Genomic DNA, 14,951 nt, shown 5'->3' with positions numbered 1-14,951 from the left:
GTGCGGCGGGGCATTCAGATGCCCATGCTGCCCAGGGTGTTCATGATGTTGCGCAGGGTGCCGGCGATGGCCGGGTGCTCGACTTCGAAGCGCTCGACCGCCAGATTCACGCCATCGGCGATGCTTGCGTCCTGTGTGGCAGTTTCCAGCTGGATTTCCGATTCAATCTGCGCCATCAGCGCATGCAGATCTTCACGCTCGGCTTCCGACAGCGGTGGATTCTGTTCCAGCTGCTCGCGCAGGGTATCGAGCTGTTTTTGCAGTTCTTGGGCGGGCATGGTGGTTTCCTTTTATCAATAGGCACTGGCATTGACCGCAGCCGCGCGCCAAAGGTCGGTGGCTGACCTTTAGATTAATCCACTCACGCCAAACCTGCATGATCCGGATCAGGGCTTTTCGCCTTTGAGGCGGCGCAGGTTGATGTCCGCCAGGCAGGTGTCGAGCTCGCCCAGATGATCGATCACCGAGTGCACACCGAGGGCGAACAGTTGCATTGTCGCCTTGCCACGCAACAACTCGCGCTCCTTCTGGCCCAGTGCCTGCCATTCCGTGGGCGTCAGCCCGCAGAGCGAGCCACAGGAGGCGAGGCCGATGGTCCACAGTCCGGCGTTGAGGCCAGATTGCAGCAATCGCGGTTCGCCGCTGACCAGTACGCATCCATCAAGGCTGCCGACGTTCAACGCCATCAGCGTTTGCCAGCAAGCATTGGGCGCCGGCCATGGAATTGTTGTTGCCGAATATTGCGCCGGTTTGATCCAGGACGGCAGCATGGCTGACAACGACTGCGTTACAGCGGCTGGCAGCTCATCCAGCCAGGCACAGGGAATCTGCTGGCGCTGCAAGCTGCGCAAGCTGTCGAGCGCACCCGGCGTGGTCTCGGCATGCTCGGGCAGGGCGCTGGCCTGTTGCCGTGCGCGAGCGCCAAAATCCACCAGGCAACCGCTCAGGCCAAACAGCACGGCAGTCAGGCTCGAGGCGGCGAGGGGCAAGGTTTCGGCGTGAGTCATGGCAACGTCCCTGAAATAACGCTCAGGCTAGGGGGTGTCGGTGACAGTTGGATGACAATGAGGTGAAGGACTCGCGCGGAAAAATCCTACAGGCCGTTGCATCGGCCAGACTGTCCAAACCGGCGTTTACGCTTATACTAGCGGCCTTAATGCCCGGACCCCGACGTCCGCGACGGTACAAATCCAAGGAGTTTTTCTATGCGCTTGAGCCACCCGCTCACTCAGCTTTGTGTCTATGCCGGCCTGTTGCTGACGCCATTGGCCAGCCAGGCGGCCACGGAAGAGGATCCTTGGGAAAGCGTCAACCGTCCGATCTTCCAGTTCAACGATTTCGTTGATACCTACGCGCTCAAGCCATTGGCGCAGGGTTATGAATTCGTTACGCCGCAGTTCGTTGAAGACGGTATTCACAACATGTTCCGCAACGTCGGCGACGTCACCAACCTGGCCAACAACATTCTGCAGGCGAAACCGGCGGCCGCTGGCGTCGATACGGCACGTCTGATCTTCAACACCACGTTCGGTCTGCTCGGCTTTTTCGACGTCGGCACCAAGATGGGCCTGAACCGCAGCGACGAGGACTTCGGCCAGACTCTCGGCTACTGGGGCGTGGGCAGCGGTCCGTACGTGATGCTGCCGCTGATGGGCCCGAGCACTCTGCGTGATGCGCCTTCCAAGTACGTCGACAGCTACACTGGCATGTACCGTTACATCGACCACGTGCCGACGCGTAACTCGATCTTCGGCCTGAACATCGTCGACACCCGCGCCAGCTTGCTGTCGAGCGAGAAGCTGATCAGCGGCGACAAGTACACGTTCATCCGCAATGCCTACCTGCAGAACCGCGAGTTCAAGGTCAAGGATGGTCAGGTCGAAGACGATTTCTGATTTCGACCGCTAAACAGGAAGGCGACCTCAGGGTCGCCTTTTTTGTCTGTGACGGAGGCTCGGCCCGGCAGGGCGACCTTCCATCCGGTTACGCTTCCGGCCATTCTTATAACTCTCGGTGCTTTGACAAACAAAGTCGTCAAGCGACCATCGGCGCACGCTTGAAACGCTCTGCGGATGGGAGTACCGTCTGCGCCTTAGAAGGGCACCTCTGTTTAAAACCGCGTGCAAAGCGAATGCTTGAAAGCGCTGCAGCAGAGAGGCTAGAAAGCGAATCCAGTAGTCTGCGCAAGGCCCGAGGCCTCGCCACCTACGCCAACCTAATTCTGGCGCCGTTTGCCCACATGCCAAAAACCAGTGCCACGCTGCTGATAATCGATGATGACGAGGTAGTGCGCGCGAGTCTCGCGGCCTATCTGGAAGACAGTGGTTTCAGCGTCCTGCAGGCCGGCAACGGTCAACAGGGTCTTCAGGTATTCGAGCAAGAAACGCCCGACCTGGTCATCTGCGATCTGCGCATGCCGCAGATGGGCGGTCTCGAACTGATTCGTCAGGTTACCGAGCGCTCACCGCAGACGCCGGTGATTGTCGTCTCGGGTGCCGGCGTGATGAACGACGCGGTCGAAGCCCTGCGCCTGGGCGCGGCGGATTACCTGATCAAGCCTCTCGAAGATCTGGCGGTGCTCGAGCATTCCGTGCGTCGAGCCCTGGATCGCGCGCGTCTGCTGCAGGAAAACCAGCGTTACCGCGAGAAGCTGGAAAAGGCTAACCGCGAACTTGAGGCCAGCCTCAATCTGCTTCAGGAAGACCAGAACGCCGGTCGCCAGGTGCAGATGAACATGCTGCCGGAAAGCCCGTGGAGCATTGACGAGTTTCAGTTTGCCCACCAGATCATTCCGTCGTTGTACCTGTCGGGTGATTTTGTCGATTATTTCCGTGTCGACGAGCGCCGCGTGGCGTTTTATCTGGCGGACGTGTCCGGGCATGGCGCGTCTTCAGCGTTCGTCACTGTGCTGTTGAAGTTCATGACCACGCGTTTGCTGTTCGAATCCAAGCGCAACGGCACTTTGCCGGAATTCAAGCCTTCGGAAGTGCTCGGTCATATCAACCGGGGGCTGATCAGTTGTAAGCTGGGTAAACACGTCACAATGGTCGGTGGAGTCATCGACGAGGAGACCGGTTTGTTGACCTATAGCATCGGCGGCCATCTGCCGTTGCCTGTGTTGTACACGCCTGACAGTGTTCGTTATCTCGAAGGCCGTGGCCTACCGGTGGGGCTGTTCAATGAAGCCACCTACGAAGACCACGTGCTTGAGCTGCCGCCAACGTTCAGCCTGACGCTGATGTCGGATGGCATTCTGGACCTTTTGCCAGAACCGACGCTCAAAGAAAAAGAAGCCGCTTTGCCTCAACGGGTGAAGTCGGCGGGCGGCAGCCTGGATGGTCTGCGGCAAGTGTTTGGATTGGCCACGCTAGGGGAGATGCCGGATGATATCGCCCTGTTGGTGTTGAGCAGGAATCTTTAATGAGTACCGGTAGAATCCAGTTCGCCGAGCAGGACGGCACCTTCGTCCTGAAGTTCGTCGGTGAAGTTCGCCTGACCCTGTGTTCGGCGTTGGATGCGACTATTGAGAAAATCTTCACCGCGCTGAATTTCAACGCGATCGTGATCGATTTGACCGAAACCCGCAGCATCGACAGCACGACCCTTGGCTTGCTGGCCAAACTGTCGATCCTGTCGCGGCAAAAGGTCGGCCTGTTGCCGACCGTCGTCACCACCCACGAAGACATCACCCGGCTGCTGCAGTCGATGGGTTTCGAGCAGGTGTTCAATATCGTCAATCACCCGGTGCCATGCCCGGAGTGCCTGGACGATCTGCCGGATCAGGATCAGTCCGAAGAAGTGGTGCGGATCAAGGTGCTCGAAGCGCACAAGATCCTCATGGGCCTGAACGATTCCAATCGCGAAGCGTTTCATGACCTGGTGAATGCTCTGGAAAGACATTGATCTGATGAAGTGATGGTGTCTGGGCTGGCCTCTTCGCGAGCAGGCTCGCTCCCACACTGGATCAGCGTCGACCACAAATCTCCATGTGGGAGCGAGCCTGCTCGCGAAAGCGGTCGCAAGAGCAACGAAAATTTTCCGACAGACACAAAAAAGGGCGAACCCGTGAGGGTTCGCCCTTTTTGCATTACACCAACTCAGATCACAGCTTGGCCTGCAACAGCGCCTCGAGCTTTTCCTGGTCGCGGGCAAACTGACGAATGCCCTCAGCCAGTTTCTCGGTAGCCATCGCGTCTTCGTTGGACAACCAGCGGAACTGCGCTTCGTTGAGGCTCAGACGCGCTTCGCCGGCATTGCCTGGGGCCAGTTTGCGCTCCAGCTTGCCGGTGTCGGCGGCCAGCTTGTCGATCAGGTCCGGGCTGATGGTCAGGCGGTCGCAACCAGCCAGTTGTTCAATCTGGCTGAGGTTGCGGAAGCTCGCGCCCATGACCACGGTCTTGTAGTCATTGGCCTTGTAGTAGTTGTAAATGCGGGTGACCGACTGCACGCCCGGATCATCGGCGCCGGTGTAGTCGTTGCCGTTGGCTTTCTTGTACCAGTCGTAGATACGGCCCACGAACGGCGAAATCAGGAACACGCCGGCGTCAGCGCAAGCGGCGGCCTGGGCGAAGGAGAACAGCAGGGTCAGGTTGGTCTGGATGCCTTCTTTTTCCAGCACTTCAGCGGCGCGGATGCCTTCCCAGGTCGAGGCGATCTTGATCAGCACGCGGTCGCGGCCGATGCCGGCCTTGTCGTACAGCTCGATCAGGCGATGGGCGCGTTTGAGCACGGCGTCCTTGTCGAACGACAGGCGTGCATCCACTTCGGTGGAGATACGGCCCGGAATAACCTTGAGGATTTCCTGGCCGACCGCAACGCCGAAGCGGTCGCTGGCCAGGCCGACATCGCCCTTGCAGTCGCCGACGCAGGCATTGAGCAGCTCGGCGTAGGCCGGGATGGCCGCCGCCTTGAGCAGCAGGGAAGGGTTGGTGGTGGCGTCGACCGGTTTGACCCGGGCGATCGCTTCGAAGTCGCCGGTGTCGGCAACCACGGTGGTGAATTGTTTGAGTTGTTCCAGCTTGGAAGTCATGGGCGTGCTCTGTCCTGTGGGTCTGGTGACATTACCCGAGCGCTGACAGCCACTCAAGGGCGGTTGCGTGTCTCGATGGCCCCTGCGGCAACAACCTGAAAACGATTGTTTGAATGGCGGGGCGTGGTACCGATGAATACGATGCCAAAACCGCGCACAGGTTCAAAGCAACCGACCTGCGAACAGATCGGTCGCCCATGGTCTACTCGGCGTTGAGCTGAGTTTCCACCGACAGCCGCGCCGGTTTGGCCTGACCGTCCGATGTCAGGAGACCGAAGTTCTTCTCGCGATCGTTGCTGCCGGTGTCACTGTTTCGCCATTCATAAATGGAGCTCAGCGGAATATTGAGGCGTTTCACGTCAGTGATAAACGCGCTGATCTTGCTCGCTTGGCCTTCCGCGCCCCCGTTCGAGGCGAGCGCCGACACTCCCCACTCACTGATCACGCCCGGCAGATTGAAATTCTGTTGAATGAACGTCTGCGCATTGCTGATCTGCGTCGCCGTCATGCCGTAAGGGTGATAGGACACCGCGTCGAGGCACTGCGGGTAGTCACTGACGATGCGGCTCAACGCCGTGGTTGATGCCGAACCGGCGCTGGGCGGCCGGGCGAAGCCGAACCCGACCACCGGGGTCAGTTGTGGCTGTGCCTGCAGGGTTTTGCACACGCCGCTCATGAACGGCACAAACGTCGTGGAGAAATTGCGCGTCGGCCAATAGGTTTCCAGGTCCGGCTCATTCCACAGCTCGATCGCCACCAGTTGGCTGCTGTACGACTGCTGCAGGCCGTTGACGGCTTTGGCGAAGGTCTCACCGGCGCTTGTCAGCTCGGCGGGCGTGGTGGCCGGCAGCGCCTTGATCGCGCGCACGGTCAGCAGCACCGGCAGCCCGGCTGACTTGGCCGCAGCGAAGGCGTTGCTGACCTGTTGCTGATAAGTCCTGGCGCTGAGGCTGTCGCTCCACACACCGAAGCGCACGAAGCTGAAACCGGCGGCTTTGATCTGCTCAGCGTCTGCCGCGGTGAAACTCTGGATTTTCACCTGAACGCCAATGGTCCTCGTTGGCAGGTTGGGAAACAGTTCGCTGGCCTGGGCCTGAGTAGTCGCGCCCAGCAGCATCAGGGTCAAGGCGCCGGCGCGTTGGAAATGGGTCGGTTTCATGTCTGCTCTCCCGAAGAGAAATGACAACTGCGAATTGATCATCGTATTACTGGATTTTCGAACGGAGTGCTGGCACTTAGTGCACGAATGTTATTTTTTGTCAGAAAACAAACGCTCGAAAATCACAGTTATTTTTAGTCCGCTAATTGTGGTTGGGGCGCTTTTAAACGCTGTGGTACTTAATACTTCGGGACTAACAGGGCGAATCTATTTCCGAGCGCAGAAAGATCTTGAGGGTTCAATCGAATGCTCTCGGGATATTGGCCGTTTGACATTACACAGGAAAGTAAAACCTTGTTCAAAAAGATCCTCGTTGTCTGCGTGGGCAATATTTGCCGTAGTCCGACGGCAGAACTGTTGTTGCGCAATGCGCTGGGTTCCTCGGCCATCTCCGTGGCTTCCGCAGGCCTCTCGGCACGGGTTGGCGAAGGCGTCGAGGCGTCTGCGCGGCAGGTTCTGGAAGAGCACGGGCACAGTGCCGAGAGTTTCAAGGCGCGGCAACTCACCGCAGATATCGTCAATGACTCGGACCTGATCCTGGTCATGGAAAAACAACACGTCAATCAAGTACTGAAGATTGCCTCGCATGCCCGAGGCAAAGTGTTTCTCCTCGGCAAGTGGCAGAGCGAGCGCGAAATACAGGATCCGTATCGTCAAGGCAAGGCCGCTTTTATTCATGCTCACGCATTGATTGAAGACGCAGTTAGTTCATGGGCAAAGCGCCTCGGGCAATGACCCATATTCTTCAGAACAGTCAATGGTAAGAACAGACTTATGCAGTTACCGTCAGTAATCGGCACCCGTGACAATGATCAAGACAGTATTGATCTGCTCGGCATATTCGGCAGCCTGATCGATCAGAAATGGTTGATCGGCGCATTGACCGGCGCCTTCATGGTCGCCGGCGTGGCTTATGCGGTGTTGGCCACGCCCGTGTACCTGGCGAACGCGCTGGTGCAGGTCGAGCCGAAAAAGAACGACATGCTCGGGTTCTCCGACCTCAACAGCATGCTCGGCGGGCAATCGCCGTCGGTGACCGAAATCGGCATCATCAAATCCCGCGCGGTGATCGGCAAAACCGTCGACGACCTGCGTCTGGACATCGACGTCACGCCGAAAACCTTCCCGATGATTGGCGGTTTTCTTGCCCGCCGTTATCGCGGCGAAACCGAGTCCAGTGTCGCCGCGCCGCGCTTCGGCCTGAACAGCTACGCCTGGGGCGGTGAGCGCCTGGAATTTGCCCGGCTCAATCTGCCCAAGGAGTTGCTCGGCAAGAAACTCACGCTGATTGCTGGCGAGCAACAACGCTTCCAGCTATTCGATGACAACGACAACCTGCTGGTTGAAGGTCGCGCCGGCGAGGCGTTCGCCCAGGACGACGTCGAAGGCCTGATCACGCAGCTGTCGGCCAACCCCGGTACCCACTTCGAAGTGGTGCGCAATCCGCGGATCGTGACCATTCAGGGCTATCAGGACGCGCTGGATATTTCCGAGCAAGGCAAGGAGTCGGGGATCATCCGTCTGGCGCTGGCCAGTTCCGACGCGGCTGAAGCGGTGAAGATCCTCAACAAGATCGCCGCGCTGTACGTCGAGCAGAACGTGCGGCGGACTTCGGCGGAAGCGGCGCAGAGCCTGGCGTTTCTGCAGAGCCAGTTGCCGCAGGTCAAGCGTGATCTGGCCAAGGCCAGCGACGCGCTGAACGCCTATCAGACCCATGGCAAGACCGTAAACATTTCGCTGGAAACCCAGTCGGTGCTGGGCCAGTCGGTGGCGCTGGAAACGCGCATCTCCGAGCTGAAAATGCAGCAGGCGGAGCTGGATCGCAAGTTCACCAAACAGCATCCGGCCTATCGCGCCTTGATGAGCCAGATCGGTGAGTTGACCCAGCAACAGAAATCGCTGGAAGGCAAAGTCCAGGACTTGCCGGCGACCCAGCAGGAACTGCTCAACCTGACCCGCGACGTCGAAGTCGCCTCGCAGATCTACACGCAGTTGCTCAATAAGTCCCAGGAGCTGGACATCGTCCGCGCGGGTGCGGTGGGCAACGTGCGCCTGGTCGATACCGCCGATGTCGACCTGACCAGCCCGGTCAAGCCGAAGAAGCCGCTGATCGTGCTGATCGCGACGTTCCTGGGCGCCTTCGTCGGCGTCGCGCTGGTGCTGCTGCGCAAATCCCTGAGCCGCGGGCTGGAAGGTCCGGAGGCGATCGAGCAACTGGGTCTGCCGGTGTATGCGTCGATTCCCTACAGTGCACTGCAAGAGGAAGAAGACGGCCGAAAAGGGCGCGCCCGCGACGGCGTCGACAAACCGGCGTACTTGCTGGCCCTGCGCAACCCGACTGACCTGTCGATCGAGTCGATTCGCAGCCTGCGCACCTGCCTGCACTTCGCCGGGCTCGATTCAACCAACAACCGCATCATGATTTCCGGGCCGAGCCCGCAGGTCGGCAAGACCTTCGTCTCGTCCAACCTCGCGGCGGTCATGGCCTTGAGCGGCCAGCGCGTGGTGCTGATCGATGCCGATATGCGCAAAGGTCACCTGCACAAGACCCTCAACACGCCAATCACCAACGGCTTGTCCGACCTGCTGGTCAAGCGTTGCAGCATTGATGAGGCGATCCACACCGTCGAAGTCGACAACCTGCATTTCATCAGTCGCGGCCAAGTGCCGCCGAATCCTTCCGAGCTGTTGATGCATGCGAATTTCCGCGACCTGCTGGCGGAACTGAGCGAGCGCTACGACCTGGTGATCATCGACACGCCGCCGCTGCTGGCGGTTACCGACGCGGCGATTGTCGGCCGTGAAGCCGGGATCAGCCTGATCGTCACGCGCTTCGGGGTGAACCCGGCGAAGGAAATCGAACTGACCATCCGCCGTTTCGCGCAGAACGGCATCGAGCTCAAAGGTGCGGTGTTCAACGGCGTCGAGAAGCGTGCCGCCAGCTACTACGGCAACGGTGGCTACGGCTATTACAACTACGAATACGCGTCCGACAAATCCTGAAATCTGGCGATTGTCCTTTCCTGTTTGAAGTGGGTGAGTTGTGAAGAAAATACTGCACGTGGCAGAGACGATCAAAGGTGGCGTCGCGACGGTGATCCGCACGATTTCGGCTTCTCCCGAAGGCGACGCGGCGAACTACGAGCTGGTGTATCTGGTCCCCGAGGATCAGGAAAAAGAACTGCACGGCATCGCGCCACCGCAGATTCGCACCTTCGCCCGCAGCGGCCGCAACGTGCCGTCGCTGTTGCGTTTCGCCTGGCGCCTGAGCCAGGTGCTGATCAAGGAAAAACCCGATGTGGTGCATCTGCACAGCACGTTTTCCGGGGTGATCGGCCGCTGTGTCTGCGTGCTGTTGCGACCGTGGCGCAAGCCGCAGATCGTCTATTGCCCGCACGCGTTTTCGTTCCTGATGGAAAGCTCGCCGACCAAGCAGAAGGTCTATGCGTGGATCGAGCGGGTGCTGCAAAAAGTCACCGACGTGATCATCTGCGTCAGCCAGTACGAACTCGACAAAGCCGCGCGGTTCGGCATCGAGCGCAAGCGCATGAAGCTGATCTACAACGGCATCCATCACAAGGACGACGCGCCGAAAGCCGCGGGTACCGAGCCGATCCATCTACTGTTCGTCGGCCGTCTCGACTATCAAAAAGGTTTCGACGTGCTGCTCAAGGCCTTCGCCAAAGTCCAGCGCAAGGACCTCAAACTGACGGTGGTCGGCAGTGCGGTGAACGAGGATTCGGTGGATTGCCCGCCGATGGACTCGGTCGAGTACCTGCCGTGGGTAACACCGAGTGAAGTGCAGGCGCTGTATCAGAAAGCCGATGCGCTGATCGTGCCCAGTCGCTGGGAAGGGTTTGCCATGGTGCCGCTGGAAGGCATGGCCATGGGCTTGCCGGTGATTGCCAGCAATTGCACGTCGCTGCCGGAGCTGGTCACCAACGAAGTGTCCGGCTACGTCTTCCCCAGCGGCGACCACCAGGCACTCGCCGATGTGCTGACGATCATCCAGAAACCGCGCCTGCTCGACCTCGGCAACGAAGGCCGGAGCATCGTCCGCGAGCGTTTCAGCGCCGCGTTGATGATTCGCCAGACCTACGACCTGTATCGCGCTCCCACTTATTAAGTAGAACTCACGCTATGAACGTAACGATTTTGCACGGCTACAGTGCCTCCAACTCCGGTGACGGTTTGCTCGTCGACCTGGCAATCGCGCTGGTGCAGCGCAACTTTGGTGAAGACACCGCGATCAGCGTCGTCGCCTCCGACCCGGACTCCTTCAACTACCTGCCGCACCCGCGCTTCGACGCGCCGGTGATGGCCGCCAAAGGCCTGGGCCGGGTCAAGCAGGCAGTGTTTCTCAATCAGTCGTACGCCGGGCTCGCCGATCTGTTGAAAAAGACCGACCTGATCGTCGGCGTCGGTGGCGGTTACATGCGCTCGAAAAGCGCGTTCGAACACATCAAATTGAAGCTCGGCCACGCCAAGCAACTGGAGACCGCAATTCTCAGCAAGGTGCCGTCGGTGTACCTGCCGCAGAGCATCGGCCCGTTCCATGGCGAAAGCAGCAAGATCGTCGAGCACTACGCCAGCGCCGACGCAGTGTTCGTCCGTGACAATCGCTCCTCGGCGATTTTCGATGCCTGCGAAAACGTCTACCGCGCGCCGGATCTGGCGGTGCAGTCGCTGGCCAGCAAGATTCTCCAGCAGCCCAAGTTCACCCGTTGCGCCGCGTCGCCGGCCACGGTGTGCGTGGTGCTGCGCAAGCCGCCGGAGTGGAGCAAAGAGAAGAAAGTCGCTTACGTCGCCAATCTGAAGTTGCTGCTGCAGCGGCTGAAGAACAAAAGCGAAGTGGTCTGCGCCGTGCAAAGCGCGGTGCGTGGCAACGATGACGGCGCGTTCTATCGCGAACTGGGCATCACTGAAGACCTGCTGTCGCTGAAAGCCACGATCGCCAAATACCAACCGGACCTGGTGATTTCCGTACGTCTGCACGGCGCCATCGAATCGCTGCTGTCCGGCGTGCCGGCGTTCCATATCAGCTACGAGCGCAAAGGCTTTGGCGCCTATCAGGACATGGGCGTCGAGGACTGGGTGATCAACGGCGGCGATATTGACGTCGACACCATCATCAACACGGTTTACGCGCCGAATGCATTGGCGGATTTCGGCAAACGTCTGACCGACACCTGCCGCGAGATCGAGGCAAAAACCGTGGCCATGGACGAGATCATCAAGGGTGTCGTTCGATGATATTTCGCCTGTTGCTTCGCGGCGGGGCATTGGGCGCGAAGTTTCTGCTGGTGCTCGCGATCACCCATTATCTGGGCTACGAGGCGCTGGGGTTTTACGGCGTGGTGGTGGCGGCGTCGCTGATTGCGTCGAAGTTCTACAGCGTCGGTTTCAGTTCCGAGATCAATCGCTTGATCAGTGTCGGCGGCAGTTCGCGTCGTGTGGTCGACAAAGTCCTGCTTCTGTATCTGGCAGTAGGGCTGCTGTTGTCGGTGGTCACGGTGTTGATCTATTCGTTGTTCCAGCAGGTCGAAGCGAGCGCTGCGCTGGTGCTTTGCGTGACGTTGGTATTGCTCACCGAGCACCTGTCGTTCGAGATCAACTCCTTCGTGTTTTCCGCCCAGAAAGCCACCGCCGGGGCCTTGCTGTTTTTCATCAAGACCGGCCTGTGGGCGGTGTTGGCGGTGGCCGGGATGATGCTCGGCTGGGTCGCGGGCATCGCCAGCGTGTTGTGGCTGTGGGTGGCTGCCAACGTGCTGGTGATTATCGCCGGTTACCTGATCGTGGCGCGGGTACACAAGGGCCGGGAGGCGGCGGTGCTGGACACCGCCACCGTATGGAAGGCCGGGTTGCCGTTCTACCTCGGCACCGGTTTGATCGCCCTGAGTCAGTACGCCGAGCGCTTTCTGATCATCGATCTGGAACCCTACGCCAGCCTCGGTAAATACGTGTACGCGTGGTCGGCGGCGAACACCTTGCAGGCGTTGTCGTACGCAGTGGTGGCGGTGGTCGGGATTCCGGTATTGGCCAAGCGCTTTCAGGCCGATCAACAGGCGTTCACGGTCAAGCAACTGTTCGTGAACAAGTGGGTGATGCGCTCGCTGGTGGTGTCCGCCGTTGTCGCCGTGGCGATCTACGTGTTTTTCAACCTGGTGCTCGATTACGTCGCTACCAGCGTGCCGCGTCCGGATAACGCGATCCTCGGTGTGCTGATTTTTTCCTTCGCGCTACGGGCCATCGGCGACATCGTCTGGGGCGGTTTGATTGCTTCGAAAAACAGCCGGGTGTCGCTGGCCAGCGCGGCGATCTGCCTGCTGATTTCGGTACCGGTCAGCTATGTGCTGATCAAGCATTACTCGATCTACGGCGCGGCGTGGGGCAATGTCTTCGCCATCGTCGTGCAGCTCGCAGTGATTGCGCTGCTGACCCGTGTCACCGCGGCGAAGAAGGCTGCGTTGTCATGGGCCTGAAGTTGCCGTGCATCGAGTTTCGCGGCAAGCGACTCGATTCTTCGCTTTCGTTTCTGATCCTGTTTACCGGGCTGTTTCTGTCGGTGGCGATGCCGCTGTTGATCCCGCGCGATCCGGGGCCGGATGCGATGACCTTGTGGTCGTCCTACGCGCGCGCCGACAACTGCAATTTCTGGAACCCGTTCTCGCCCGATCGCTCGTCCTACGAGTGCTCGGCGTTCCTGCTGCGGCCCACCGGTATCAACCTGACCAATGCCTGGGCCTACGGCATGTTCTGCAATTTTTTCCTCACGGCGATTCCGGTGGTGGTGTTTCGACGCATGCCGCTGACGATCTTCGGCACCTTGTGTCTGTGGGGCATCGTGCGTTCGTTTTTCCTTGAGAACCTGACCAAGGAAATCATCGTATCGGTGGCGGTGTTGAGCATTCTGCTCAGCTCGTTGACGCGCAAATATCGCGGCGGTTTTTTCTTGTCGGCGGTGATCTACGGCGTGCTGATCCGGCCGTACTGGATTCTGTTTTCGCTGTCATGGGTCGGCGTCTGCGTGATGAAGAAGTACGTGTCGCGCTTCACCTTTTTCCTGATGCTGTTTCTGTTTTATCTGGCCGTGGCCATGGCCATTCAGGTTGCGCTGGGCTTTCCGGTGTCGTCGATTCGCGCCAGCAACAACGAACTGCGCACGGCAGGGGAGGAGGGCTCGAAGTCGTTGATCGTGTCGTGGCTCAGCGGCAGCGACTTCGTCTCGCAGGCGCTGGACTCGATGATCATTTTCTTCCGGCTGTCGTTCCCGGTGGAGCTGATTCTGCTGTCCGGGCCGGGTCAGGTGATCTTTGTTGCGCTGATGATCATGACCGCGCTGCTGCTGTTCAAAGTCATCACCTCGACCGATTACAAGGGCGCGCCGATCCAGACCAAACCCAAGGAACTGATCGCGATTCCGTTGGCCTTCCTGCTGGTGCAAGGCCTGTTCGAGCCGGACTTCGGTTCCTTTGCCCGGCATTTTTCGATGGTGGTGCCGGTGTTGTTCGTTGGCCTCGGCTTGATGCTGCGGGCGAACAAGCCGGTGCAGGTTGAATCCAGAATTCTGAATTGAGGCAGGTGCTTTATGTCGAGCAAGAAAAAGTCCCTGGAGATCGAAACCCTGCGTGGCCTGGCGTGCCTGCTGCTGGTGCTGTACCACGTCATCGGGCCGCTGGGCGGCGGGTTGAAGATCGATATCGGCTCGCCGTTCCGGGTCATCGCCGACTCGATGGTGTACGTGCGCATGCCGCTGTTCACCTTCATCTCGGGCTACATCTATTCGATCTACAAAATCCGTGGCAATGACTTCGGTGCGTTCGTCAGCGGCAAGGTGCGCCGTTTGATCGTGCCGCTGTTTTGCGTCGGCGTGCCGTTCTCGGTGCTGCAAGCGGTGGGGCCGGGGGTGAACAAGGATGTCGGCGTGATCGACGCGTTGCTGTCGTTCTGGGTGCCGATCAACCACTTCTGGTTTCTCCAGGCGGTGTTCATCATCTTCATCTTCGTCGGCCTGCTGGAGTGGCGCGGTCTGCTGCGTTCGGCGACGCGCCTGTATGGCCTGTTTGCCTTCGCCGCGCTGTTGTTTCTGCTGCCACCGTTGCCGCTCGATGCGTTTGGCATCAACGGCGCGATTTACCTGCTGCCGTTTTTTGTTGCGGGGATGATCGGGCAGGAGAATGTCGATGTTCTCAAGCAGCGCTTCAAGGTGCTCGGGCCGCTGTTGTTTGTGCTGATCTCGCTGACGCTGCTGTACGTCGCGGCGATCGATCGCGAGTTGATCGTCGATCGTCGCAGCCTGATCGGCCTGGCGGTGGGGTGTGTGTCGTGCATCGCATTGTTGTCCAGCGACATGCGCTCGAAAGCGCTGACCTGGCTCGGTGGCTATTCCTATGCGATTTTTCTGTTTCATGTGCTGTTCGCGGCGACGTCACGGTTTGTCCTGGGGCGTCTCGGCGTGAAGGATGAGAGTCTGTTGGTGCTGGGTGGCTTGAGTGTCGGCCTGCTCGGGCCGGTAGTGTTGGCGATGATTTTCAGCCGGTTCAACTTTACTTCGGTGTTGTTCCTTGGTGAGAAGGCGAGCAGGAAGAAACCAGCAGCGGTCATCACCCCCGTGGTGCAAACCCAGAGCAGCTAAAAGCTTCGCGAGCAGGCTCGCTCCCACAATGGATTTGTGCACGACACAGAGCCAGCTCCCACAGGGTTCATGAAATGAACACATTTTGTGGATGACTCAGAACCCCCTGTGGGAGCGAGCCTGCTCGC

14 protein-coding genes are annotated in these 14,951 nt (G+C 59.4%); 10 read left to right on the top strand and 4 right to left on the bottom strand.

What is annotated here, in order from left to right; translation table 11 throughout:
- Positions 1–14 precede the first annotated feature (14 nt).
- Entirely contained in the window at positions 15–278 is a 264-nt protein-coding gene (locus ACGSLL_RS23350) for a DUF4404 family protein (protein ID WP_203418780.1), read from the bottom strand.
- Positions 279–386: 108 nt separating this feature from the next.
- Positions 387–1,007, bottom strand: coding sequence for an HAD family phosphatase (locus tag ACGSLL_RS23345; RefSeq protein ID WP_394508099.1), 621 nt, complete (start codon positions 1,005–1,007; stop codon positions 387–389).
- 198 nt (positions 1,008–1,205) lie between these two features.
- On the opposite strand from ACGSLL_RS23345, the gene ACGSLL_RS23340 reads away from it, so the two are divergent.
- The 3 genes from ACGSLL_RS23340 to rssC all read left to right on the top strand — a co-directional run bounded on the left by ACGSLL_RS23340 (position 1,206) and on the right by rssC (position 3,903).
- Positions 1,206–1,895, top strand: a complete 690-nt coding sequence (locus ACGSLL_RS23340; protein ID WP_394508098.1) for an MlaA family lipoprotein — start codon at positions 1,206–1,208, stop codon at positions 1,893–1,895.
- 344 nt (positions 1,896–2,239) lie between these two features.
- Positions 2,240–3,421: a two-component system response regulator RssB gene (gene rssB, locus ACGSLL_RS23335; RefSeq protein WP_394508132.1), complete on the top strand. Its 1,182-nt coding sequence runs from the start codon at positions 2,240–2,242 to the stop codon at positions 3,419–3,421.
- A complete protein-coding gene (gene rssC, locus ACGSLL_RS23330) occupies positions 3,421–3,903 on the top strand; it encodes an anti-sigma factor antagonist RssC (protein ID WP_003226553.1) in 483 nt (160 codons plus the stop codon). Before rssB ends, rssC begins: the two co-directional genes overlap by 1 nt.
- Positions 3,904–4,102: 199 nt before the next feature.
- Here the strand turns inward: rssC and tal are convergent, their stop codons facing one another.
- Positions 4,103–5,029, bottom strand: coding sequence for a transaldolase (tal, locus tag ACGSLL_RS23325; protein WP_394508097.1), 927 nt, complete (start codon positions 5,027–5,029; stop codon positions 4,103–4,105).
- A 202-nt stretch (positions 5,030–5,231) separates the two neighbouring features.
- Positions 5,232–6,188, bottom strand: coding sequence for a cellulase family glycosylhydrolase (locus tag ACGSLL_RS23320; protein WP_394508096.1), 957 nt, complete (start codon positions 6,186–6,188; stop codon positions 5,232–5,234).
- Between the two features lie 294 nt (positions 6,189–6,482).
- Here ACGSLL_RS23320 and ACGSLL_RS23315 point away from each other — a divergent pair, with 294 nt between their 5' ends.
- From ACGSLL_RS23315 to ACGSLL_RS23285, 7 genes are read left to right on the top strand one after another with little or no spacing between them, the layout of a single operon-like run.
- Positions 6,483–6,923, top strand: a complete 441-nt coding sequence (locus tag ACGSLL_RS23315; protein WP_208940419.1) for a low molecular weight protein-tyrosine-phosphatase — start codon at positions 6,483–6,485, stop codon at positions 6,921–6,923.
- A 39-nt stretch (positions 6,924–6,962) separates the two neighbouring features.
- Positions 6,963–9,191: a polysaccharide biosynthesis tyrosine autokinase gene (locus tag ACGSLL_RS23310; RefSeq protein WP_394508095.1), complete on the top strand. Its 2,229-nt coding sequence runs from the start codon at positions 6,963–6,965 to the stop codon at positions 9,189–9,191.
- Between the two features lie 40 nt (positions 9,192–9,231).
- Positions 9,232–10,314, top strand: a complete 1,083-nt coding sequence (locus ACGSLL_RS23305) for a glycosyltransferase (protein ID WP_342454848.1) — start codon at positions 9,232–9,234, stop codon at positions 10,312–10,314.
- 14 nt (positions 10,315–10,328) lie between these two features.
- Positions 10,329–11,441: a polysaccharide pyruvyl transferase family protein gene (locus ACGSLL_RS23300; protein WP_394508094.1), complete on the top strand. Its 1,113-nt coding sequence runs from the start codon at positions 10,329–10,331 to the stop codon at positions 11,439–11,441.
- Positions 11,438–12,670: an MATE family efflux transporter gene (locus ACGSLL_RS23295; protein ID WP_394508093.1), complete on the top strand. Its 1,233-nt coding sequence runs from the start codon at positions 11,438–11,440 to the stop codon at positions 12,668–12,670. Before ACGSLL_RS23300 ends, ACGSLL_RS23295 begins: the two co-directional genes overlap by 4 nt.
- Complete coding sequence (locus ACGSLL_RS23290) at positions 12,661–13,764, top strand: hypothetical protein (protein WP_394508092.1); 1,104 nt, start codon at positions 12,661–12,663, stop codon at positions 13,762–13,764. Before ACGSLL_RS23295 ends, ACGSLL_RS23290 begins: the two co-directional genes overlap by 10 nt.
- A gap of 12 nt (positions 13,765–13,776) precedes the next feature.
- Positions 13,777–14,823: an acyltransferase family protein gene (locus ACGSLL_RS23285; RefSeq protein ID WP_394508091.1), complete on the top strand. Its 1,047-nt coding sequence runs from the start codon at positions 13,777–13,779 to the stop codon at positions 14,821–14,823.
- Positions 14,824–14,951 lie beyond the last annotated feature (128 nt).

Origin of the sequence: Pseudomonas retamae, from assembly GCF_043496865.1 — a bacterium.
Classification (GTDB): Bacteria; Pseudomonadota; Gammaproteobacteria; order Pseudomonadales; family Pseudomonadaceae; genus Aquipseudomonas; species Aquipseudomonas retamae.
Note: the sequence above shows the minus strand (reverse complement) of the source record. Positions and strands in the feature narration are given on the sequence as shown.